21 protein-coding genes are annotated in these 21230 nt (G+C 70.5%); 15 read left to right on the top strand and 6 right to left on the bottom strand.

Features of this window, described 5'->3' with window-relative positions; all coding sequences use genetic code 11:
* Nucleotides 1–23: 23 nt before the first annotated feature.
* On the bottom strand, nt 24–161 hold the full coding sequence (gene ccoS, locus H8N03_RS09190; protein WP_187075869.1) for a cbb3-type cytochrome oxidase assembly protein CcoS: 138 nt from the start codon (nt 159–161) through the stop codon (nt 24–26).
* A 12-nt stretch (nt 162–173) separates the two neighbouring features.
* The gene (locus H8N03_RS09185; RefSeq protein WP_187075868.1) at nt 174–2516 is read right to left on the bottom strand and encodes a heavy metal translocating P-type ATPase; all 2343 of its coding nucleotides are present in this window, start codon (nt 2514–2516) and stop codon (nt 174–176) included.
* Between the two features lie 99 nt (nt 2517–2615).
* Between H8N03_RS09185 and H8N03_RS09180 the strand changes: the two genes are divergently transcribed.
* From H8N03_RS09180 to H8N03_RS09145, 8 genes are all read left to right on the top strand, one after another.
* Entirely contained in the window at nt 2616–3059 is a 444-nt protein-coding gene (locus tag H8N03_RS09180; RefSeq protein WP_187075867.1) for a universal stress protein, read from the top strand.
* 35 nt (nt 3060–3094) lie between these two features.
* Nucleotides 3095–3517: a universal stress protein gene (locus H8N03_RS09175; protein WP_187075866.1), complete on the top strand. Its 423-nt coding sequence runs from the start codon at nt 3095–3097 to the stop codon at nt 3515–3517.
* Between the two features lie 128 nt (nt 3518–3645).
* Nucleotides 3646–4374: a c-type cytochrome gene (locus H8N03_RS09170; RefSeq protein WP_187075865.1), complete on the top strand. Its 729-nt coding sequence runs from the start codon at nt 3646–3648 to the stop codon at nt 4372–4374.
* Nucleotides 4371–5657 (top strand): c-type cytochrome, encoded by a 1287-nt coding sequence (locus H8N03_RS09165; protein ID WP_187075864.1) that lies wholly within the window; start codon nt 4371–4373, stop codon nt 5655–5657. The genes H8N03_RS09170 and H8N03_RS09165 overlap by 4 nt, the downstream gene beginning before the upstream one ends.
* A gap of 8 nt (nt 5658–5665) precedes the next feature.
* The gene (locus H8N03_RS09160) at nt 5666–5839 is read left to right on the top strand and encodes a hypothetical protein (protein ID WP_187075863.1); all 174 of its coding nucleotides are present in this window, start codon (nt 5666–5668) and stop codon (nt 5837–5839) included.
* Between the two features lie 8 nt (nt 5840–5847).
* Nucleotides 5848–6399, top strand: a complete 552-nt coding sequence (locus tag H8N03_RS09155) for a cupredoxin domain-containing protein (protein ID WP_255428147.1) — start codon at nt 5848–5850, stop codon at nt 6397–6399.
* Entirely contained in the window at nt 6386–8008 is a 1623-nt protein-coding gene (locus H8N03_RS09150; RefSeq protein WP_187075861.1) for a cbb3-type cytochrome c oxidase subunit I, read from the top strand. The genes H8N03_RS09155 and H8N03_RS09150 overlap by 14 nt, the downstream gene beginning before the upstream one ends.
* Nucleotides 8005–8808: a c-type cytochrome gene (locus H8N03_RS09145; protein ID WP_187075860.1), complete on the top strand. Its 804-nt coding sequence runs from the start codon at nt 8005–8007 to the stop codon at nt 8806–8808. Before H8N03_RS09150 ends, H8N03_RS09145 begins: the two co-directional genes overlap by 4 nt.
* Nucleotides 8809–9009: 201 nt before the next feature.
* On the opposite strand, the gene H8N03_RS09140 is transcribed toward H8N03_RS09145, so the two are convergent.
* Nucleotides 9010–10218 carry an IS110 family RNA-guided transposase gene (locus H8N03_RS09140; RefSeq protein WP_187075859.1) on the bottom strand — a complete coding sequence of 403 codons (1209 nt, stop codon included), beginning with the start codon at nt 10216–10218 and terminating at the stop codon, nt 9010–9012.
* A 551-nt stretch (nt 10219–10769) separates the two neighbouring features.
* On the opposite strand from H8N03_RS09140, the gene H8N03_RS09135 reads away from it, so the two are divergent.
* From H8N03_RS09135 to nirK, 7 genes are all read left to right on the top strand, one after another.
* Nucleotides 10770–11057, top strand: a complete 288-nt coding sequence (locus H8N03_RS09135) for a DUF2249 domain-containing protein (RefSeq protein ID WP_187075858.1) — start codon at nt 10770–10772, stop codon at nt 11055–11057.
* Nucleotides 11058–11084: 27 nt separating this feature from the next.
* Nucleotides 11085–13358, top strand: a complete 2274-nt coding sequence (locus H8N03_RS09130; protein ID WP_187075857.1) for a nitric-oxide reductase large subunit — start codon at nt 11085–11087, stop codon at nt 13356–13358.
* Between the two features lie 52 nt (nt 13359–13410).
* Complete coding sequence (locus H8N03_RS09125) at nt 13411–13878, top strand: Rrf2 family transcriptional regulator (RefSeq protein WP_187075856.1); 468 nt, start codon at nt 13411–13413, stop codon at nt 13876–13878.
* On the top strand, nt 13878–14210 hold the full coding sequence (locus H8N03_RS09120; RefSeq protein ID WP_187075855.1) for a metal-sulfur cluster assembly factor: 333 nt from the start codon (nt 13878–13880) through the stop codon (nt 14208–14210). Before H8N03_RS09125 ends, H8N03_RS09120 begins: the two co-directional genes overlap by 1 nt.
* Nucleotides 14207–15304: a DUF8744 domain-containing protein gene (locus H8N03_RS09115; protein ID WP_187075854.1), complete on the top strand. Its 1098-nt coding sequence runs from the start codon at nt 14207–14209 to the stop codon at nt 15302–15304. Before H8N03_RS09120 ends, H8N03_RS09115 begins: the two co-directional genes overlap by 4 nt.
* Nucleotides 15301–16440 (top strand): NnrS family protein, encoded by a 1140-nt coding sequence (locus tag H8N03_RS09110; protein WP_187075853.1) that lies wholly within the window; start codon nt 15301–15303, stop codon nt 16438–16440. The genes H8N03_RS09115 and H8N03_RS09110 overlap by 4 nt, the downstream gene beginning before the upstream one ends.
* Nucleotides 16441–16597: 157 nt before the next feature.
* Nucleotides 16598–18097: a copper-containing nitrite reductase gene (nirK, locus tag H8N03_RS09105; RefSeq protein WP_255428145.1), complete on the top strand. Its 1500-nt coding sequence runs from the start codon at nt 16598–16600 to the stop codon at nt 18095–18097.
* A gap of 260 nt (nt 18098–18357) precedes the next feature.
* On the opposite strand, the gene H8N03_RS09100 is transcribed toward nirK, so the two are convergent.
* The 3 genes from H8N03_RS09100 to H8N03_RS09090 all read right to left on the bottom strand — a co-directional run bounded on the left by H8N03_RS09100 (nt 18358) and on the right by H8N03_RS09090 (nt 21195).
* Nucleotides 18358–19020: a Crp/Fnr family transcriptional regulator gene (locus H8N03_RS09100; RefSeq protein ID WP_187075852.1), complete on the bottom strand. Its 663-nt coding sequence runs from the start codon at nt 19018–19020 to the stop codon at nt 18358–18360.
* A gap of 126 nt (nt 19021–19146) precedes the next feature.
* Nucleotides 19147–19791: a response regulator transcription factor gene (locus H8N03_RS09095; RefSeq protein WP_187075851.1), complete on the bottom strand. Its 645-nt coding sequence runs from the start codon at nt 19789–19791 to the stop codon at nt 19147–19149.
* A gap of 21 nt (nt 19792–19812) precedes the next feature.
* Nucleotides 19813–21195 carry a DUF2254 domain-containing protein gene (locus H8N03_RS09090; RefSeq protein ID WP_187075850.1) on the bottom strand — a complete coding sequence of 461 codons (1383 nt, stop codon included), beginning with the start codon at nt 21193–21195 and terminating at the stop codon, nt 19813–19815.
* Between the last annotated feature and the right edge of the window lie 35 nt (nt 21196–21230).

Below are 21230 nucleotides of genomic sequence, written 5' to 3'. Positions count from 1 at the left end.
CGAAGGGTCGCCCTTGATGAATGTCAATCGCCTTCGAGAATGCGCTCGCCTTCGGCTTCGACGCCTTCGAACTGGCCACGCCACACGGCCCACGCCAGCGCGCCGAGGATGGCGAACGCGAGGACCACGGAGAGGGGGATGAGGATGAAGAGGATGTCCATGGCGTGGTGTCGTCATTCCCGCGGAGGCGGGAACCCAGGGCGTTCGAAGGCACCAGGGCGGAAGCCCTGGGTCCCCGCCTCCGCGGGGATGACGGAAAGGCGTGCGGCGTTGAGCACCACGAACAGCGAACTCGCCGCCATCCCCAGCCCCGCCAGCCACGGCGGCATCAGCCCCGCGATGGCCAGCGGCACGCACACGGCGTTGTAGCCCGCGGCCCACCACAGGTTCTGGCGCACCACGGCGCGCGTGCGGCGCGCCTGCGCCAGGATGGCGGCCACGCCTGCCAGCTGCCCGCCCTGCACGATGAAGTCGGAGCGGGCCTGCGCCACCGGCACGGCCTCGCCGAGCGCGATGGACAGGTCCGCGCGCGCCAGCACCGGGCCGTCGTTCATGCCGTCGCCGACCATCGCCACGCGGCGGCCGGACTGCTGGAGGCCGGCGACATGGTCCAGCTTGTCCTGCGGCGACTGCTGCCCGCGCGCATTCCGGATGCCTGCGCGCCCCGCCAGCCGTTGCACGGCTGCGTCTTGGTCGCCCGAGAGCACTTCCAGCTGCAGGCCGAGCCGGCGCAGGCCGGCCACCGCGGCCAGCGCGCCCCCGCGCAGCGACTCGTCGAGTTCGAAGCTCGCGAGCCAGCCGGCGTCGTCGGCGAGGTGGACCTGGGCCGCGTCGGTGCCGGCCAGCGGCGCGACGCCGCAGAAGGCGGCGGAGCCCAGGCGCAGGCGGCGCGGCGCGGCGCCGGGCAGCACGCCTTCGACGCCCTGCCCCGCGTGTTCGTGCACCTGCTCGCAAGGAAGGACAACGCCCCCCGCCGCGGCCACGGCGCGCGAGGCAGGATGCAGCGAGTTCCGGGCGAGCCCCGCCGCGAGCGCGAGCGCCTCGTCGCGGGTCACGCCGTCGCGCGTGCGCACCTCGCGCACGCCCATGCGGTCGGTCGTCAGCGTGCCGGTCTTGTCGAACACCACGGTGTCCACCTCCGCGCCCGTTTCCAGGGCTTCCAACCGCCGCACGAGGATGCCGCGGCGCGCGAGGGCGCCCGCGGCCGCGAGCGTGGCCGCCGGCGTGGCCAGCGACAGCGCGCACGGGCAGGTGACGATCAGCACGGCGACCGCGACGCCGAGCGCGTGTCCCGGCCCTTGGGGCCACCACCACCAGGCGGCGCCGGCGGCGGCGGCCACCACGGCCAGCAGGAAGGGCGTCGCGAAGCGGTCCGCCAGGCGCGCGAGGCCGGGCTTCTCGTGCGAGGCGCGCTCCATCAGCGCCACGAACTGGCCGTAGCGCGTGGCGTCGCCCACGCGGTCCACGCGCACCAGCACGACGCCGCCGAGGTTGGCGCTGCCCGCGATCACGCCCTGCCCCGCATGGCGCGGCAGCGGCGTCGACTCGCCCGTGAGCAGGGCTTCGTCGACCTGCGTGTCGCCCTGCAGCACCTCGCCGTCGGCGGGAAACACTGCGCCGGGCTGCACGCGGATGCGGTCGCCCACCGCGAGGCGGCGCACCGGCACGCGCTCGCTGCTGCCGTCCGCCGCGACGCGTTCGACGGTGTCGGGCAGCCGGCGCACCAGCGCCTCGAGCGCGCCGGCGGTGCGGTCGCGCAGCCGCTGCTCCAGCAGGCGCCCGGAGAGCAGGAAGAAGACGAACATCGTCACCGAGTCGTACCAGACCTCGCCACCCAGGGGCCCCGTCGGGTCGAAGGTGGCGGCGGTGCTCGCGCCGAAGGCGATCAGGATGCCGAGGCTCACCGGCACGTCCATGCCGATGCGGCGATGGCGCAGGTCGCGCCAGGCCGAGGAGAAGAAGGGCCGGCAGGAGAACAGCAGCACCGGCAGCGTGAGCAGCCACGCGGCCCAGTTCAGCAGCGCGGCGACGTCGGGCGTCATGTCGCCGGGCTCCGCCACGTAGGCCGGCACGGCGTACATCATCACCTGCATCATGCAGAAGCCGGCCACCAGCCAGCGCCACAGCAGCAGCCGCTGCGCCTGGCGGCGCGGGACCGCCTGCAGCTGGTCGCCCGCGGGCAGGCCGCGGTAGCCGGCGCGTTCCAGGGCGGCGAGCCACTGCGAAGGGCGGCCCTGCGCCGCGTCCCACACGATGCGGGCGGTGGCGGCGGAGCCGTTGACGTCCACCTGCTGCACGCCGGGCAGCGGCGCGAGCGCGTGTTCGATGGTCAGCGAGCAGCCGGCGCAGTAGATGCCTTCGATGGCGAGATAGGACTCCCAGCAGCCTTCGCGCCCGGCCAGCGGCCGGCCGAAACTTTCCCATTCACCGGGATCGTCGAGCGCGTGGGAAGGGGCGGCCGCGGGGGCCTCCGCTCGCGGCGGCAGGCCGGGCGGGGGAAGGACGGCAGCTTGCATGCACGCAAGCCTAAGGGCGCCTACCCCCGGGGCGATTGACACAGGTCAACCGGCCCCGGACGGGCGCCCCTAAGCTCGGCGCATCCCCAGGAGAAGAGCATGTACAAGAAGATCCTCGTGCCCACGGACGGCTCGGCGCTGTCGAGGAAGGCGATCCGCACCGCCGTCGAACTCGCCTCCACGGTGGGCGCCGAAGTCGTGGCCCTCAACGTGGTCCCGCGCTATCCCACCTCCTACTTCGAAGGCGGCATCGACGTCGCCCCGACCGAGGTGGCGCGCGTGGAGCGCCAGTGGGCCGAGCACGGCCAGGCGCTCGCCGAGGAAGTGGGCAAGGCCGCGGAGAAGGCGGGCGTGAAGGCGAAGGCCGTCACTGTGCGCTCCGACCTCGTGGCCGAAGCCATCCTCGCCGCCGCGCGCAAGAACAAGTGCGACCTGGTGGTGATGGCCTCGCATGGCCGCAAGGGCCTGAAGCGCCTGCTTCTCGGCAGCGAGACGCAGCACGTGCTGACCCATGGCAATATCCCGGTGCTGGTCCTGCGCTGACCCGCATTCCCTCCACGAGAAGAAAGACCCGAACGATGAAGATCCTCCTCGCCGCCGACGGCAGCAGCTACACCAAGAAGGCCCTGGCCTTCCTCGTCACCCACGAAGCCCTCGCGGGTGACGACGGCCACATCGTGGTGGTCAACGTGCAGGCGGCCGTGCCGCCGCGGGTGAAGAGCATGGTGGGCGCCACGGCGGTCAACGAGTACCACGCCGACGAGGCCTCCAAGGTGCTGCGCCCCATCGAGAAGTTCCTGCAGCGGCACGACCTGAGCTACACGACCCGGTGGGCCGTCGGCGTCCCGGGCCAGGAGATCGTGAAGGCCGCGAAGAAGGAGAAGGCCCACATGATCGTCATGGGCACCCACGGCCACGGCATCCTCGGCCGCGCGCTGCTGGGCAGCGTCGCGCAGAACGTGCTGACGCAGTGCGACATCCCGGTGCTGCTGGTGAAGTAAGCCGCCGAACGTCACCCCGCGCTGCCGCGGGGTGATGGCGCAACGCGGCGCGAGTGCATTCCGACGAATGCGTCTGCCGCGTCCTACGGGGAAACGGCTCATCGTCGCCGATCATCGCCGCCAAAACGATGATCCGGATAACGACAAGACTCCTCCTGTGCACGCTCGTGGCGGTCGCCGCCTCGCATGCCGCAGCCCAGGCCCCGGCCGATCCCGCCACGGTCCCCGCCTTCCGCGAGCTCGACTCGATGGAGGCGCGCGTGCAGGGCTGCGCCACCTGCCACGGCCAGCAGGGACAGGGCACGAACAACGACTACTTCCCGCGCATCGCCGGCAAGCCGGCAGGCTACCTGTTCAACCAGCTGCGCGCCTTCCGCGACGGCAGCCGGCGCTACGCGCCGATGAACTACCTGGTCGCGTACATGTCGGACGCGTACCTGCAGGAGATCGCCGAGCACTTCGCCGCGCTGCGGCCGCCCTTCCCGCAGCCGCAGCCCGCCACGGTGGCGGCCGACTTCCTGGACCGCGGCCGCACGCTCGTGCAGAACGGCGACGGCAGCCGGCAGATCCCGCCCTGCATGGCCTGCCACGGCGCGAGGCTCACCGGCATGGTGCCCGGCATCCCCGGCCTGGTCGGGCTGCGACCCAACTACATCGCCGCGCAGCTCACGCGCTGGCGCACCGGCGAGCGGCGCGCGGCCGAACCCGATTGCATGCACCGCATCGCGACGCGCCTCGCCGACGCCGACATCCAGGCGCTGGCCGCTTACCTCGGCAGCCTGGCGGCGCCGCAGGACCATTCCCCCGATCCGCGCAACGTGCAGCGCATGCCGGTCGCCTGCGGGAGCCAGCGATGACGCGGCCGGCGAAGCTCGCGCTCGGCGTGCTCGTGCTGCTGGTGCTCGTGGCGGGCGGCGTGCTGCTGTGGCAGGCGCGGCCCTGGGAGAAGCTCGCGCCCACGACCATCCGCGGACCGGTGGCCGACGACGTGATCTCGCGCGGCGAGTACCTCGCGCGGGCGGGCGACTGCGTGGCCTGCCACACGGCGCCGGCGGGCCGCGAGTTCGCCGGCCAGCGGGCGATGCCCACGCCCTTCGGCAACATGTACACGACCAACATCACGCCGGACGACGAGACCGGCATCGGCCGCTGGACCGCCGACGACTTCTACCGGATGCTGCACACGGGCGTGAACAGGAACGGCGAGCTGCTCTACCCCGCGATGCCGTTCGCGAACTACACGAAGGTCACGCGCGCCGATTCCGACGCGATCTACGCGTACCTGATGTCCGTGCCGCCCGTGAAGCAGCCGAACCGGCCGCACGAACTGCGGTTCCCCTTCAACCAGCGCGAGCTGCTGCTCGGCTGGCGCACGCTGTACTTCAAACAGGGCGAATACCAGCCGGACACGAAGCAGAGCGCCGAGTGGAACCGCGGTGCCTACCTCCTGCAGGGCCTGGGCCACTGCTCGATGTGCCACACGGCCGTGTCGGCGCTCGGCGGTTCGCGGGAGCAGGAGACCTTCAGCGGCGGAATGATCCCCAACCAGAACTGGTACGCGCCTTCCCTCACGTCCAACCGCGAAGCCGGCCTCGGCGAGTGGGACATCAAGGACATCGTCGACCTGCTGCAGGCCGGCGCATCGAAGCGCGGCGCGGTGTACGGCCCGATGGCCGAAGTCACCTACCACAGCCTGCAGTACATGACGGACGAGGACGTGCGCGCCATGGCCGTGTACCTGAAGTCCCTGCCGCCCAAGGGCGAGCAGCGCGCCGAGCCGCAGGCACAGATGGTCGCCCCCGGCACGATGGAGCTCGGCCGTCGCGTCTATGCCGCGAACTGCGCGATGTGCCACGGCGACGAGGGCAGGGGTTTCCCGCCGGGCTTCCCGCCGCTGGCGGGCAACCAGTCGATCGAGATGGCGTCGCCGGTGAACGCGATCCGCATGGTGCTGAACGGCGGCTATGCCCCGGCCACGCGCAAGAACCCGCGCCCCTACGGCATGCCGCCTTTCGCGCACCTGCTCAACGACGAGGAAGTGGCGGCGGTGACGACGTACATCCGCGTCGCCTGGGGCAACGGCGGCACGCCCGTGACGGCGGCGCAGGCCAACGCGCTGCGCTCGGTGACCATCGAATGAAGCAAGGCATGGCAACGCAACCGACGCGCGAAGAGCAGGCGGAAGACGAAGCGATCGAGCGCATCGTGAGCGAGGGGCCGCGCGGTACCTGGGCGGTGGCCGGTCTCGCGACCTTCCTGGTGGTGCTCACGTACTTCCTCTTCTACTTCCTCGCGTACCTGCCGCGGGGCGCGACCCAATGAGCACGGCGATGCATTCACCGGGTGCGGCCGCGGCCGAGCGCGCGGAGCGGCGCTGGGCCTGGATCGTCGGCGGCATCATCTTCCTGCTGGTGGCGATGATGGTCGTCACCGGCCTGCACTGGGCCGCCATGCCGCCCTCGCGCGTGGAGACCATCGACCCGCTCACGCTGCACATGCAGGGCGAGTTCGTCGAATCCAACCTGGGGACGGCCGTGGACGCGCAAGGCAAGGTGACGGTGCGGCTGGTCGCGCAGCAGTACTCGTTCACGCCGCAGTGCCTCGTGGTGCCGGCGGACACGCCCGTCACCTTCCGCGCCACCGCCACCGACGTGGTGCACGGCTTCGTGGTCGGCAAGACGAATGCGAACGTGATGCTGATCCCGGGCTTCGTTTCCACCTTCACCGCACGCTTTCCGCAGGTAGGCGAGCAGCTCATGCCCTGCCACGAATACTGCGGCGTGGGCCACGAAGGCATGTGGGCCCGCGTGCAGGTGGTGGATGCCAACGAGTTCATGCGCAGCGCGGAAGCGGGAAGGACCTTGAGCTGTGTTTCTCGCTAGACGCCTCGTCCTCGCGCATTTCTGGGTGGCCTTCGCCGGCTTCGCGGTGGCGCTGGTGCTCGGCGAGTGGCAGATGGTGGCGCGCAGCCCCCTGGTGCCCTGGGTGAGCAACCCGGAGCTGTACTACCGCTCCGTCACGACCCACGGCACCGTCATGGCCTACGTGCTGCCGACACTGGTGGCCATGGGCTTCGGGTATGCGATCACCGAGCTGTCGCTGGGGCGGCCGCTGCTCGGCGTGCGCTGGGCGTGGGCCGGCTTCTGGCTGGTGGTGCTCGGCACGGTGGTGGCCGCGACGCCGGTCGCACTGGGCCACGCCTCGGTGCTCTATACCTTCTACCCGCCCATGATCGGCAGCGTCTTCTACTACCTCGGCGTCGTGCTGGTGGTGGTGGGTTCGTGGATCTGGGTCGGCCTGACGTCCTGGAACCTGTACCGCTGGAAGAAGGACAACCCGGGCGCCACCGTGCCGCTGGCGATGTTCGGCAACACCACCGGTGCGTACCTGTGGGCGTGGACGTCGGTGGGTGCAGCGTCGGAGGTGATCCTCCTGATCCTGCCCGCCGCCTTCGGCTGGAAGGACACCATCGACGCCGGCCTCGCACGCGTGCTGTTCTCGTGGACGCTGCACGCGATCGTCTACTTCTGGCTGATGCCGGCCTACATCGCGTTCTACACGATCATCCCGCGCGCGATCGGCGGCCGCCTCTACAGCGACACGATGGGGCGCGTGGCCTTCGTGCTGTTCCTGGTGTTCTCGATGCCGATCGGCATCCACCACCTGTTCGCCGATCCGCAGGTGGGGGCGGGCTTCAAGTTCCTGCATGCGGTCTTCACGGCGATGGTGTCGGTGCCGACGCTGCTGACGGTGTTCACCATCTGCGCTTCGGTGGAGATCGCGGCGCGCCTGCGCGGTGGCCGCGGCGCCTTCGGCTGGGTGAAGGCCCTCCCCTGGGACAACCCGTACATGCTGGCGGTGGCCTTCGCCTTCATCATGCTCGGCTTCGGCGGCGCGGGCGGCATCATCAACATGAGCTACCAGCTCAACGAGACCGTGCACAACACGCACTGGGTCACCGGCCACTTCCACCTGATCTTCGCCGGCGCGATCGTGATCATGTATTTCGTGGTGGCCTACGACCTGTGGCCGCAGCTGCTGCGCTGCGGGCCGCTGCCGACGCGGCTGATGAAGTGGCAGCTGTGGCTGTGGTTCGTGGGAATGATGATCACCACGCTGCCCTGGCACTGGGTGGGCCTGCTCGGCATGCCGCGGCGCATGGCCTACTACGACTACAGCCACCCGCTGCTGCATCCGCAGGCGATCACGGTCACGATCTCCTCGATCGGCGGGCTGATGCTGGTGATCTCGGGGCTGATGTTCATCTGGATCCTGGCGACGGCCCGGCGGCGCGCCAATGGGCCGGAGGTGCCGTACACCTTCGCGCGGGCGGTGCATGCCGCTCCGGTGCCGCTGGCCCTGAACAGCTTCGGGCTGTGGGTGGGCCTCATGATCGGCCTCACGGTCGTGAACTACGGCTTCCCGATCGTGCAGCTCGCCTCGCTGCCCGGGACCTCGGTTCCGGTGGTGCGCGTGGGGGGCCCGCGATGAAGGACTCGGCGCTCGGCCACCGCGGCGTGCGCAAGGCGCTGGCCGCACTCCTCGCGCTGCTGGTCGCGACGATCCTGGTCGGCTTCTTCTGGCTGCCGCAGGTGAAGCCCGACTTCACGGCCGGCGGCCTGTGGGACGCGATCTGCCGCATCGCCGGCGTGCCTTCGACTTGGAGCACCGAACTGAAGATGGACGACCCGCAGGCGAGCCGCGTGTCCATGGTCGCCGGCCTGCAGGGCACGGCGGGCGGCGACGTCGGCCGCGGCGGCACGCTGGCCCTGCGCTGCACGATGTGCCACGGCGCCCGCGGCGTGAGCAGCTCCGACGTCCCCAACCTCGCGGGCCAGTATGCCGAAGTGGTCTACAAGCAGCTCGTGGACTACAAGAATGGCCAGCGCCGCCACGTGCTGATGCAGGCGCTCGCGTCCGGCCTCTCGGAGCAGGACATCCGCGACCTCTCCGCCTTCTACGCGCAGCTGCCACGGCCCTCGCCCGCCCCGGCCCCCACGCCCGTGCCGCGCCTGGTGACCGTCGGCGACCCGCTGCGCAACATCGCACCCTGCGCCTCCTGCCACGGCGGCATCGACAAGAAGCCCGGCAGCCCCTGGCTGGAAGGCATGTCCCACGCCTACCTCTCGACGCAACTGCAGCAGTTCGCGAGCGGCGTGCGGCGCAACGACACCCTGCAAGCGATGCGCAACATCGCGCGGCAGATGACACCGGAGGAGATCGAGGCGGTGGCGCGGTACTACTCGGTGCTGGCGATCGTGGGGAGCGCGGGGAGCGCGCCGGCGCGGTGAGTCCTGCCCCTGGTCATTCCCGCGGAGGCGGGAACCCAGGGCTTTCCTGAACGGGCGCGTTGCGCCTGTTCCTGCTTTTGACATCGCGCCCCAGGCGGTGCGCGGTGGGGAAAAGCTGGGGTGCCCTTCGGGCAACCCAGCCTACGCTGCGTCGGTTGTCCGTAGGCTGGGTTGCCCGAAGGGCACCCCAGACACCCTGTGTCAACCCCCAGTTGCGATGTAGAGCTTGGCCGCTGTATGCCGCTGTGGGTCGTAGGGTCGGCGGTCCTGCCAAGCCCGCCAGATGACTCGCAGCCAGGCGCGAGCGAGGATGCGTATGGCGTGAGCATGCTGGCAACCGCGTGCGCGGGCTTTCGCGTAGGTCGCTGCGGCCCAAGAATTCTCATGTCGGGAGTTGCTCGCCAGGCAAGTTAGCGCAGCGCGCAGCCGGTGGTTGCATGCCCACCGGAAGACCACGACCTTGCTCTTGCCGGATTCCCTGGTTACCGGGGTGACGCCGGCCTCACCTTCGAGTTGCTCTAGGTCGGCAAAGCGTTCGCGAACGCTGCCGAGTTCTGACAGGATCTGGGCTGCGCACACGCGGCCAGCTCGGGGGAAGCTCATGATGATGCGGCCGTCGTCGCTGCTCTCTACGGCTTGTTCGATGCTCTTGCTCAGCAGCCGCAGTTGCTCCAGCAACGGCTGCAGAACGCGCACCAGCGCCAGGGCGAGTGCTCCCTTGGCCTGCGCCTCGAGTTCAGCCGCGCCGCCCGATGCAGCCTGGCGCAGCCGCTGCAGCAACTCCTCGGGCGACCTGCGGCCGCTGTAGGCATGCTTCGAGCAGAAGCTGGCCATCCTCCGGGCACCCAGGCGAGCTGCTGATGCAGGCGTCGGATAGCTCTCGATGAAGGCCAGCGCGATGGGCGAGTCGATCTCGCAGAACACTTCTGCGGCGCCTGGCCAGAAGGACTGCAGCAACTCGCGCAACTGGTTGGCCAGCTGGACCCGGGTAGCTACCAGATCATCGCGCCCGCGTACCATGGCGCGCAGCGCGCGTATCTGATCGCATTCAGTCAGCAGCGCCTTGAAGCGGTGGCCATCCGTGCGCAGCAGGTCGGCCAGCAGATAGGCATCCCCATCATCGCTCTTGCCGCCATGGCTGCGGTAGCGCGGGCGCGTGGCCTTCACCACATTTGGATGAATCGGCACCACGGTAAAACCTGCTTCGAGCAAGGTGTCGACCACCAATCCGGAAGGACGCTCGATCGCCACGGCGTCGACCTTCATGGATCGCAACCAGCGGCACAGCTCGGCCAAGCCGGCCGCATCGTGGGTGACCTTCAGTCGCGCAACGACCTTGCCGTGTGCGTCAATCACGCACACTGCGTGGATTCGGCTGGCCCAATCCAGCCCGGCAAAACGCTTGGTCATGGACAGACTCCTGCAAATTGCGGTATGACTGCCGTGTCGGAAGCCCACGCGGGTCGCTCACTGACTGGCGCTCCTGGCGGTACACCTTGGCGCTACACCCTGTTGCCCGTTTGGGTCTTCCGGCACCCGGGGCGCCGCTGGTCTGGGGTTGGCCGTCTGGCGGCCAGCGATGCAGGGCAGTCACCCGCGGGGCACGGAAGTCAGCTCGAACATCGGCGCGGAGCGCACCCCGCGTCAAGCCAACAGCCAACGCAGCGCCCTGAACACGGGTTGCCCACCGCGGCGTGCGTTCGTCGCAAGCGACGCCCGCCGCCGTGGACAACCCTGCTCAGCGCCTAACCTGGCCGCCAACGGCCAGAAGGTAGTCCAGTGAGCGATGCGCGTCGATGCACCCGCGCCACGCAGGCCGCGAACGGGGCGGCCCAGGGCCCGCAACAGTTCCCGGATGCCATCCCCGGCTCACCAAACCTTGACCCGCGTCAAATCCCCGACGGCGGCGGTCCGCGACATTAGGTGCATTCGAAATACACCTTCAAGTCAGAGGAGTCCGCATGACCCAGACCGCTTCCCGCATCGACGTGCGCGCCATCGCGCCGCGTGACCGCCATCCGCTGATCTTCTCCACCTTCCACGCGCTGTCCGCCGGCCAGGCGCTGGAGCTCGTGAACGACCACGATCCGCGGCCGCTGTACTACCAGTTCAACGCGCAAATGCCGGGCCAGTTCGCCTGGGACTACCTCGAGGCCGGTCCCGACCTCTGGCGCGTCGCCATCACCCGCACCCAGGCCGGCCCGGCCGCCGAAAGCGGCAGCTGCTGCGGCGGCGGCTGCGGCGGCTGACCCCTTCACCATCCAGGAAGAAAGACCATGAGCAACAGCAAGACACTCTGGCGCTGGCTGGCACTGATCTTCGTGCTGTCCTTCGGCGCCCTCGGCTACCTCGGCCTGCAGATCTACCTGACGGCCCCTCCCATCCCGCAGGCGGTCGTGTCCGCGAGCGGGCAGACGCTCTTCACGGGCGAACAGATCCAGAAAGGCCAGCAGGTCTGGCTCGCGAGCGGCGGCCAGCAGCAGGGCAGCGTCTGGGGCCACGGCGCCTACGTCGCGCCGGACTGGTCGGCCGACTGGCTGCACCGCGAAGCGGAGACGCTCCAGGCGATGCGCGCGAAGTCCCTCGCGGCGGACGCGTCCAACCTCACCGCCGCCGAGCGCGGCGCGGTGCAGGGCGCGCTGAAGGAGGAGATGCGCCGCAACACGTATGACGCGGCCACCGGCAAGGTGACGGTCAGCGACCTGCGCGCGCAGGCGATCCGCCAGACCGCCGACCACTACGCCGGCCTGTTCGGCACCGACCCCAAGCTCATGAAGCTGCGCGAGCAGTACGCCATGACCGAGGGCAACGTGCCCGACGCCGCCGACCGCGAGGCGCTCACCGCGTTCTTCTTCTGGAGCGCCTGGGCCGCCACCACGGACCGTCCCGGCGAGACCGGCCTCTCGTACACCAGCAACTGGCCGCACGAGCCGCTGGTGGGCAACACGATGACGACCTCGGCCGCCATGTGGTCGATGGTCTCCATCATCCTGCTGCTCGCGGGCATCGCCGCCATGCTGTGGCTGCACGGCGCCGGCAAGCACGAGGAACCCGCCGTTCCGCCGAAGGCCGACCCGCTGCTCGGCGTGCCGGCCACGCCCTCGATGAAGGCCGTGCGCAAGTACTTCTTCGTCGTCGTGGGTCTCCTGCTGCTGCAGATCGGCATGGGCGCCATCACCGCGCACTACGCGGTGGAAGGCCAGGCGTTCTTCGGCTTCCCGCTGTCGGACATCCTGCCCTATGTGGTGAGCCGCACGACGCACACCCAGGTCGGCATCTTCTGGATCGCCACCGCCTGGCTCGCCACGGGGCTCTACATCGCGCCGCTGCTCGGAGGCAAGGAGCCGAAGTTCCAGAAGCTGGGCGTCGACTTCCTGTTCTACGCGCTGCTGCTGATCGTGGTCGGCTCGACCGCCTTCGGCTGGCTGGGCCACCTGCAGCACAAGGGCGTCGACTTCAGCTTCTGGGTCGGCAACCAGGGCCTGGAATTCACCAGCATGGGCCGCGTCTGGCAGTACCTGCTGTTCGTGGGCCTGCTCCTGTGGGCCGTGCTCCTGGGCCGCGCCCTCTGGCCCGCGCTCAAGACGCCCTCGGAAAGCCGCGGCCTGATCGCCATGGTCTTCCTGTCGGCCACCTGCATCGGCGGCTTCTACGCCACCTCGCTGACCTGGGGCCAGACCACGCACTACTCGATGGTCGAATACTGGCGCTGGTGGCTGGTGCACCTGTGGGTCGAAGGCTTCTTCGAAGTGTTCGCCACGGCGGTCATCGCCCTGATCTTCACCAAGCTGGGCCTGGTGCGCGCCTCGAGCGCCAACCGCGCCATCGTCGCCGAGACCATCGTCTTCCTGTTCGGCGGCATCCTGGGCACGCTGCACCACCTGTACTGGACCGGCACGCCAACGTCCGTGATCGCCGTCGGTGCCGTGTTCTCGGCGCTCGAAGTGGTGCCGCTGACGCTGATCGGCCTGGAAGCCCTGCAGAACTGGCAGCGCTCGCAAGGCGTGGCCTGGCTCAACGCCTACAAGTGGCCCGTGCTGTGCTTCGTCGCGGTGGGCTTCTGGAACACCGTGGGCGCCGGCCTCCTGGGCTTCGCCATCAACCCGCCGGCCTCGCTGTACTACGTGCAGGGCCTCAACATGACCGCCGCCCACGGCCACGCCGCCCTCTTCGGTGTGTACGGCATGCTGGGCATCGGCCTGATGCTGTTCTGCCTGCGCAACCTGTTCGCGCGCCAGTTGCATGCCGACCGCCTGCTCAAGCCCGCCTTCTGGGGCCTCAACATCGGCCTCGCGATGATGGTGTTCCTGTCGCTGCTGCCCGCCGGCATCTACCAGGCGTGGGCGGCGATCACGCAGGGCCTGTGGTACGCCCGCTCGGCGGAGATCATCCACTCGCCGGTGATGGAGACCCTGGTCTGGCTGCGCGTGCCGGGTGACATCGTCTTCTCGATCGGTGCGCTCTACCTGGGCATCTACACCCTGCGGCTCCTGGGCCGCGGCAAGGCACGGGACACCGTGCCCGCGGGAGTGGCGACAGCCGGTCGCTGATGCTTGAAGAAGGGCCGGCACTGCCGGCCCTTCGCCTTTCCGGAGGTCCATGATGAAACTCACCGCCTTCACCGACTACAGCCTGCGCGCGCTGATCTACCTGGCCACGGACCCGGACCAGCGCGCGACCATCGCGCAGATCGCCACCGCCTACGCCATCTCGGAGCACCACCTCGTGAAGGTGGTGCACTTCCTCGGACAGCAAGGCTGGCTGCACAACGTGCGCGGCAAGGGCGGCGGGATGGAACTGGCGCTGCCGCCGGAGCGCATCGTGCTCGGGCAGGTCGTGCGCGCCACCGAGGGCCAGGCCGTTGTCGCAGAATGCTTCGGCAGCGACGGCTGCGACTGCTGCATCGCCCCGAACTGCCGCCTGCGCGGCGTGCTGCAGGAAGCGGTGACGGCGTTCGAGGCCGTCCTGGACCGCTACACGCTGGCCGACCTGGTGAGCAACCGCCAGCAGCTGGCGCAAGTCCTCTTCGTCGAGCCGGCGCGCGGACAGCGCGCAGCCAAGGGAGCATGATGGACGAGAAACGTTTTTCCTACGAGGGCCCGACTGAGCTCCTGCCCACCGTGGTGCAGGCGCTCGAGAAGGTGGTCGATCCCGAGGTCGCCCTGAACATCGTGGACGTCGGCCTGGTGTACGGCGTGAAGGTCGCCGACGGCCGCATGGACGTGGACATCACGATGACGTCCGCCGCGTGCCCCGTCACCGACATCATCGTCGACGACGTGGAGAACGCGCTGGACGACGCGATGCCGCCGGAGCTGAAGATCCACGTCGAACTCGTCTGGGAGCCGCCATGGACGCCGCAGCGCATGAGCCCGCGCGCCCGCGCCTTCATGGGCTGGTGAACGCGCGCCGCCTCGTCGGCGCGCTGCTGCTGGCCTGCGTCGCCGCGTCGCTGCTCGCCGGCATCACCGGCGGCTTGCTGCGCGTGGGCATCGCCGCCACGGACGCCCCCTGGCTGGGCCGGGCGGCGCTCGCGCACGCGGCCCTGATGATGTGCGGCTTCATGGGCACGGTGATCGGCATCGAGCGCGCCGTCGCGGCGAAACGCCGCCTGGCCTGGGCACCGCCGCTGCTTTCCGGCGCGGCGGGGCTGCTGCTGCTGCGCGGCGTCGACACGGCCGCCGGCATCCTGCTGGTCGCGGCCGGCATCGCCTTCATCGCCGTCAACGTGCTGCTGCTGCGGCGCCAGCGGGCGCCGCACACGATGCTGCTGCTCGCGAGCGCCTGCGCCTGGGCGGTCGGCAACCTGCTGTTCGCGGCGGGTGCCGCCTCCACCGCGGTGCTGCCGTGGTGGTTCGCCTTCCTGGTGATCACCGTGGCGGCGGAGCGCCTGGAGATGACGCGGCTGATGCGCCGCCGCCCCGCGGCGCAGCCGGCACTCGCCGTGATCCTCGCCCTCGTGCTGCTCGGGGCCGGGGCTTCCGCCTTCACGCCTGCTGCCGGAGGCGCGCTGTTCGGGTCCGCCATCTTCGCCCTCGCGCTCTGGCTGTTCACCTTCGACATCGCCCGGCGCACCGTGCGCGCGCAAGGCTTGCCGCGCTACATGGCCGTGTGCCTCCTCGGCGGCTACGCCTGGCTCGCCGCAGGCGGCGTGGCCTGGGCCGCGACGGCACTCGGCTGGCCCGCGCGCGACCTCGCGCTGCATGCGCTGGGCCTCGGCTTCCTCGTGAGCATGATCCTCGGCCACGCGCCGGTGATCCTGCCGGCGATCGCGCGCGTAAAGCTCCTGTTCGGCAACTTCTTCTACCTGCCCCTGGCCGCGCTGCATGCCTCGCTGCTGCTGCGCCTGGGCGCGGGCTTCCTCGACTTCGGCGCGCGCCGCACCGGCGCGCTCTTCAACGCCCTCTCCATCGCCCTCTTCGCCCTCACGGTGCTGGGCGCCGCCTTCGCCTGGCGGCGGCGGCACGGCGGGCGTCCTTCCGGATCCCCTCCATGAGTCTCTGGCAACTGGGCTTCCGCCCCTTCTACCTGCTGGCCAGCCTGTTCGCGGCCACGTCCATCCTGCTGTGGTCCTTGCAGTTCACCGGCCACCTCTCCGCGCCCTACCTGCCCGGCCCGCTCTGGCATGCGCACGAGATGCTGTTCGGCTTCACGCTCGCCGTCGTCGTGGGATTCCTCTTCACGGCCGGACGCAACTGGACCGGCCTGCCCACGCCCACGGGCGCCCCGCTCGCCGCGCTCGCCGGCCTGTGGATCGCCGGCCGCGTGCTGGTGCTGAGCCCCTGGGGCTGGGCATCGGCGCTCGCGAATGCCGCGTTCCCGCTCGCCGCGGCCATCGCGCTGGGCATTCCCTTCGTGCGCGCCGGCAACCGCCGCAACTACTTCTTCGTGGCGCTGCTGGTGCTGCTGGCCGCGGCGACGCTGCTCGTGCACCTGAACCAGCTCGGCGTCCTGGCCCTGCCCGCCTGGGCCGGCATCCAGCTGGCGCTGGACATCGTCCTGTTCATCCTCTGCGTGATGGGCGGGCGCGTGATCCCCATGTTCACGAACAACGGCGTGCCGGGCGCCGGCGCCGGGCGGCGCGACTGGCTGGAGAAGGCGGCGCTGGGTTCCGTGCTGGCCCTGCTCGCCGCCGATGCGCTGCAGGTGCCCGCGTGGCTGCTGGCGGCCGTCGCCGCCTTCGCCGCGGCCGCGCACCTCGCGCGCTGGTGGCTGTGGCATCCGTGGGCGACGCTGCGCACGCCGCTCGTGTGGGTGCTGCACCTCGCCTACGCCTGGATCCCGGTGCACCTCGCGCTGCGCGCGCTGGCCGCGCCGGGCTGGGTGGTGCCTTCGGCGGCCACGCACGCGCTCACGGTGGGCGCCGTGGGGGGACTGGTCATCGGGATGATGACGCGCACCGCGCGCGGCCACACGGCGCGTCCGCTGCGTGCGGACGGCTGGGACACCGCGGCCTACGTGCTGGTGGCGGCGGCGGCTTTCGTGCGCGTGCTGCTGCCCGTGGCCGCGCCCGCACTGCTGCTGCAGGCCGTGCTGTTCTCCGGCGTGCTCTGGTCGGCCGGCTTCGCGGTCTACGCGGTGCGCTACGTGCCCGTGCTGACGCGCCCGCGCCTCGACGGCAAGCCCGGCTGATTTGCGGCAGATCAAAGGTGCATTCGCAGTGCACCTTCTTGTTGCGCTGCATCAAGGAGCGAGGACGACGCGAAACCTACAGTGTTTCCAACGGTTCACGAGATCGTTGGCCCCGCGGGGGCCTCACCCGCGACAAAGAAGAAAGCAGGTTCGCATCATGTCCATCCGCATCGCTCCCGTTCCCTTCGCCGTCGCCGTGCTCATGGCCGCGGCACCCTTCATCGGTACCGTCGGGGCGACCGCCGTCAACAAGCAGGTCTCCAGCGCTCCGCAGTCCGTCGCCGCCGCTCCCGCTGCGGCCAAGGCGCAGGTGCGCCAGGTGGTCCTGAAGACCGGCATGGCCGGCGGCAAGATGGTCTACCTCGACGAGAAGGGCAACGCCAACCCGGTGCTGCGCGGCAACGTCGGCGACACGATCGAGGTCACGATCTCCAGCGGCGAAGGCGCCGAGCACGACATCGTGTTCGAAGGCCTGAACGTGACGTCTCCCAAGTTCGACCGCAAGAGCGGCCCCGTGAAGGTGAGCTTCAAGCTCGCGCAGTCCGGCAAGTTCACCTACTTCTGCTCGATCCCCGGCCACCGGCAGATCGGCATGGAAGGCACGCTGGAAGTGACCGGCCCCGCGGATGCGTCCGCCGCCGCGAAGCCCGCGGCCAAGGTCATGGGCGCGGCCCCGGCCACGTCCACCGGCGGCGTCGCGGCCATCGCTCCCGCGGCCGCCAACGCGGTCGTCATCTCGCAGGACCCGAACGCGGTGCCCAGGCCCCTCGGCGCGCGCGCGCCGCAGCTGGTGAAGTATGCGATCGAGACGGTGGAACTCGAAGGCAGGCTGGACGACGGCACCACCTTCACCTACTGGACCTTCGCGAAGAAGGTGCCCGGCCCGATGCTGCGCGTGAAGGAAGGCGACACCGTGGAAGTGGCGCTGACCAACAACCCGAACAGCAAGGCCGTGCACTCCATCGACCTGCACGCCGCGACGGGCGGGCTGGGCGGCGGCGAGAGCACGCAGGTTGCCCCCGGCGAGACCAAGACGATCACGTTCAAGGCGCTCAACCCCGGCCTGTACGTGTACCACTGCGCCACGCCCTCGGTCGCGCACCACATCTCCGCCGGCATGTACGGCCTGATCCTGGTGGAGCCGAAGGCCGGCCTGCCCAAGGTGGACAAGGAGTTCTACGTGATGCAGGGCGACCTGTACACGAAGCACGCCTTCGGCACCAAGGGCCACCACGAGTACAGCCAGGAGCGCGCGGCCGACGAACTGCCGACCTACTACACCTTCAACGGCTCGGTGGGCGCGCTCACCAAGGAGCACAAGATGTCGGTGAAGGTCGGCGAGACGGTGCGGGTGTTCTTCGGCGTGGGCGGGCCGAACAAGGTGTCCTCGTTCCACGTCATCGGCGAGATCTTCGACCGCGTCTACAGCGAAGGCGCCACCAACACCGTGAAGCAGAACGTGCAGACGACGCTGGTGCCCGCGGGCGGCGCGACGATCACCGAGTTCAAGGTGCAGTACCCCGGCAAGTACCTGCTGGTCGACCACTCGCTCTCGCGGGCCGGCAAGGGCCTGGTGGGCGCGCTGGAAGTCACCGGCAAGGCCGACGGCACGGTGTACAAGGCCTCGGACAAGCCGATGGCCGACATGGCGCACTGAACCATCGCGCCGCATGACGAAAGCCCGCCTCGGCGGGCTTTTTCTTGTGCGTCACACCGCAGGCTGCTTGCGCCAGGCGCACCGTGGGCTGGGGTTGCGCGAAGCGCACGTAGGCTGGGTTGCCCGCAGGGCACCCCAGCTGTGGCCGGGGCCCGTGCTGGGGTGCGCTTCGCGCAACCCAGCCTACGGTGCGCTTCGCGCAACCCAGCCCGCGTGTGCTTCGCGCAAGCGAGCCTGCGTGCGCTCTTGCGCATCCCACCCTACGCCTGCACGTCGCCCACCGTCACCTGCAGATAGCTCGCCACCTCCGCCGGCCCCATCGCCGGCGGCAGGCGCAGGGTCCCGCGCGAGCGCAGGCGGCCGGCGATGCTGGCGAAGAAGGCGTTGACGCGCTTCTCGACCGGCAGCGTCGCCAGCAGCGCCTGGTGCGCGCGCTCGCGCACCAGCTCGCAGCTCATCATGTCCCATAGCCGCGAGAGGAAAGCGCGCACGCTGTCGCCGTTGCCGGCCCGCGGCGAGAAGCGCAAGGCGCACAGCTGCGTGTCCGCCGTGGCGCGCACGGTGACGCGGTGGCGGCCGGTGGCCATGCCGTCCACGCCCACGAGCTCGCCGGGAAAGTGGAAGCCGACCACCCGTTCGCCGTCTTCGCGGCGCACGGCGGAGAGCAGCGCGCCGCTGCGCACCGCATAGACATGGACGAAGCGGTCGTCGGGCTCGTAGAGCACCTCGCGCACGAGCAGCGCCTGCCGCCCGGCGAGGATGCCATGCAGCTGCGCCGTGCCCGCCTCGGCGGCGACGCCGCCGACGCAGCGCGAGCGCACCTCGCAGTTCACGCACAGGGCGGCGGAAGTGGTGGTGCCCGCGACGGCGGGCGCCACGACGGCGTCGGACCGGTCGGCGGCCGGCTCGGCGATGCAATCCATGCTTTCTCCCCTACCGCGCCGCGGGCGCGGGAATTGTTCTGAACGCGAAAGCGATGATGTGCATGCGGCCGGGCTGCACGCTATGTACTTGTACCTAGCGCGGGTCGGTAGTGAGGCGGCCTCGTCCTACATCCGGCTGGATGCGAACGCGATCAATTCCGCGCCCGTGCGCAGGCCCAGCTTCTTCTTCAGGTTGGCGCGGTGGATGTCCACGGTGCGCGCGCTGAGGTGCAGCTGCGAGGCGATCTCCTTGGTCGTGCGCCCTTCGCGCAGCAGTTCCAGCACCTGCAGTTCGCGCACGCTCAGCGCGGCCTCGGCGCCGCCGACGGCCTCCTTGCGCGCGGCGGGGTTGCGGCGCAGGTGCCGGTTCATCATGCGGGCGGTGAGCTGGTGACTCACCCAGGTGTTGCCGTGGAGCACGGCGCGCACGGCGGGCAGCAGGTTCTCCTGCACACAGTCCTTCATGAGGTAGCCGTCGGCGCCCAGCGTGAGGGCCTGCTCGCCGTACAGCATCTCGTCCTGCATGGAGATCACCAGCAGGCGGCGGGGCGCCTGCACGCGCGCGAGGGTGCGCACCGTCTGCAGGCCGGCAGAGTCGCCCAGCCCCATGTCGCTGACCACCAGGTCGGGCCGCAGCCGCACGATGCGCTCGACGCCTTCGGCGAGGGTGCCGACCGAGGCCACCACGCGCAGGTCCGGCGCACGGCCCAGGAGGGCCTCGAGTCCGACGCGGACGATGTCGTGGTCGTCGATGATGACTACCGAGTGCATGCGGCCTCCGGTGTCGATCCATCATAGGCCTGCGCAGGGCGGCGTGGGGCCGACCCGCCTGGGAACGATGCTTAATCGCCTGCCGGGCACGCTGGCGTCCGCGCCTGCGGTGCTGCCCATCCGCGCCTGCAATCCGCGCAGCCGCGCGCGCAGTTGCGTCGCGGCGCGCCGCGGCCGCATGCGCGCGAGGGCCGGATGGAATTCGCGCGCCAGCATCGCCAGCGCCCGCCGCCGCTCCGCGTTCCCTGCCCGCGCGAACGCCGCCTCGAGCGCCGCGACGGCACTGTCCATCACGTCCGGGTCGGCGGCACCATAGTGCAGGATGGGCCGCAGCGCGACCGCCGCGAGGGTGCCGAAATCCGCCGCCGGGGCCACCACCCGCAGCTGGCCGTCGGCGAAACGGAACGGCGGCGGCGTCGCCCGTCCGGCCAGCCGCCCCAGCAGCGTGCCGATGGCGTGCAGGCACATGCGCGCGGTGCTCGGATCGTTCACGCCGGGCGACAGGGCGCGCAGCGCCACGTCGACGAGCTGTTCGAGCCCGAAGGCGACGTCCTGTTCGACCGTCCTCTGCCGGCCGATGCCGATGCAGGCACGCAGCGCCGCCTCTTCCGTCCGCCCGAGGGGCCCACCCGAGACTTGCAGCAAGGCGTCGCCTTCGGAACGGTAGGCGCCGATCCCGCCGCACAGCCGCACGACGCGGTCGTCCCGGGCCGCCAGCCGCAGCAGGCCCGGCCCGTCGACGGACTGCACGTAGCCGCTGCGATGCGCCGGCACCGGCACCCAGGCGACGGGCAGGTCGACGTCCGTCGCCTCGTCCCGCGGCGGGTCCTCGCCCAGCGCCTGCGGGAACAGCAGGTCGATCGCCGCGCCGGTGTCGGTGGCGATGCGGTCGATGATGGAAGCCGCCTGGATCGACAGCGCGACGTGGTGGATGAAGTAGATCAGCACGGCGATGCCGACGAGCGCATAGCCCATGCCCCCGATGACGGCGAACGAGGGGATGAACGCGCCCTCGTCGCCGCCGCGGATGGTGCGCAGCACCAGCAGGCAGTACGCGAAGATCCCCACGAAGATGCCCAGCACCACCTGCGTCGGCGTGTCGCGCATGAAGCTGCGCAGCACGCGCGGCGAGTACTGCGTGGCCGTGAGGGAGAGGGTGACGATCGTGATGGAGAACACGACGCCGGCGACCGTCACCATCGAGGTCGCGATCGCGGTGAGCATGCCGCGCGAGCCGTCCGCGCCGGCGCCGAAGAGGCGCGGCGACCAGTTCGCCAGGTCGGCGTCGCGGCGCACGTCGAGCTCGACGAGCAGCGCCGCGAGGGCCGCCGAAGCCAGGACGATCAGCGCCGGCGTGAACCAGAAGCTCGCGCGCAGGCGAAGCCAGAGTCGCGGAAGGGGCATGGCGGTCGTTGGAGGGAAAGGGGCGCCGGGGCGCG

This window comes from Ramlibacter cellulosilyticus (genome assembly GCF_014297465.1).
Taxonomy (GTDB): Bacteria; Pseudomonadota; Gammaproteobacteria; order Burkholderiales; family Burkholderiaceae_C; genus Ramlibacter; species Ramlibacter cellulosilyticus.
This window is presented reverse-complemented; position numbering and strand designations above follow the sequence as displayed.

Coding starts and splice junctions, on each gene's coding strand:
- nirK (WP_255428145.1), top strand. CDS start 16,598: ATGTCCATCCGCATCGCTCCCGTTCCCTTCGCCGTCGCCGTGCTCATG.
- H8N03_RS09165 (WP_187075864.1), top strand. CDS start 4,371: ATGACGCGGCCGGCGAAGCTCGCGCTCGGCGTGCTCGTGCTGCTGGTG.
- H8N03_RS09175 (WP_187075866.1), top strand. CDS start 3,095: ATGAAGATCCTCCTCGCCGCCGACGGCAGCAGCTACACCAAGAAGGCC.
- H8N03_RS09135 (WP_187075858.1), top strand. CDS start 10,770: ATGACCCAGACCGCTTCCCGCATCGACGTGCGCGCCATCGCGCCGCGT.
- H8N03_RS09090 (WP_187075850.1), bottom strand. CDS start 21,195: ATGCCCCTTCCGCGACTCTGGCTTCGCCTGCGCGCGAGCTTCTGGTTC.
- H8N03_RS09155 (WP_255428147.1), top strand. CDS start 5,848: ATGCATTCACCGGGTGCGGCCGCGGCCGAGCGCGCGGAGCGGCGCTGG.
- H8N03_RS09160 (WP_187075863.1), top strand. CDS start 5,666: ATGGCAACGCAACCGACGCGCGAAGAGCAGGCGGAAGACGAAGCGATC.
- H8N03_RS09095 (WP_187075851.1), bottom strand. CDS start 19,791: ATGCACTCGGTAGTCATCATCGACGACCACGACATCGTCCGCGTCGGA.
- H8N03_RS09100 (WP_187075852.1), bottom strand. CDS start 19,020: ATGGATTGCATCGCCGAGCCGGCCGCCGACCGGTCCGACGCCGTCGTG.
- H8N03_RS09140 (WP_187075859.1), bottom strand. CDS start 10,218: ATGACCAAGCGTTTTGCCGGGCTGGATTGGGCCAGCCGAATCCACGCA.
- H8N03_RS09110 (WP_187075853.1), top strand. CDS start 15,301: ATGAGTCTCTGGCAACTGGGCTTCCGCCCCTTCTACCTGCTGGCCAGC.
- H8N03_RS09145 (WP_187075860.1), top strand. CDS start 8,005: ATGAAGGACTCGGCGCTCGGCCACCGCGGCGTGCGCAAGGCGCTGGCC.
- ccoS (WP_187075869.1), bottom strand. CDS start 161: ATGGACATCCTCTTCATCCTCATCCCCCTCTCCGTGGTCCTCGCGTTC.
- H8N03_RS09120 (WP_187075855.1), top strand. CDS start 13,878: ATGGACGAGAAACGTTTTTCCTACGAGGGCCCGACTGAGCTCCTGCCC.
- H8N03_RS09185 (WP_187075868.1), bottom strand. CDS start 2,516: ATGCAAGCTGCCGTCCTTCCCCCGCCCGGCCTGCCGCCGCGAGCGGAG.
- H8N03_RS09180 (WP_187075867.1), top strand. CDS start 2,616: ATGTACAAGAAGATCCTCGTGCCCACGGACGGCTCGGCGCTGTCGAGG.
- H8N03_RS09170 (WP_187075865.1), top strand. CDS start 3,646: ATGATCCGGATAACGACAAGACTCCTCCTGTGCACGCTCGTGGCGGTC.
- H8N03_RS09130 (WP_187075857.1), top strand. CDS start 11,085: ATGAGCAACAGCAAGACACTCTGGCGCTGGCTGGCACTGATCTTCGTG.
- H8N03_RS09125 (WP_187075856.1), top strand. CDS start 13,411: ATGAAACTCACCGCCTTCACCGACTACAGCCTGCGCGCGCTGATCTAC.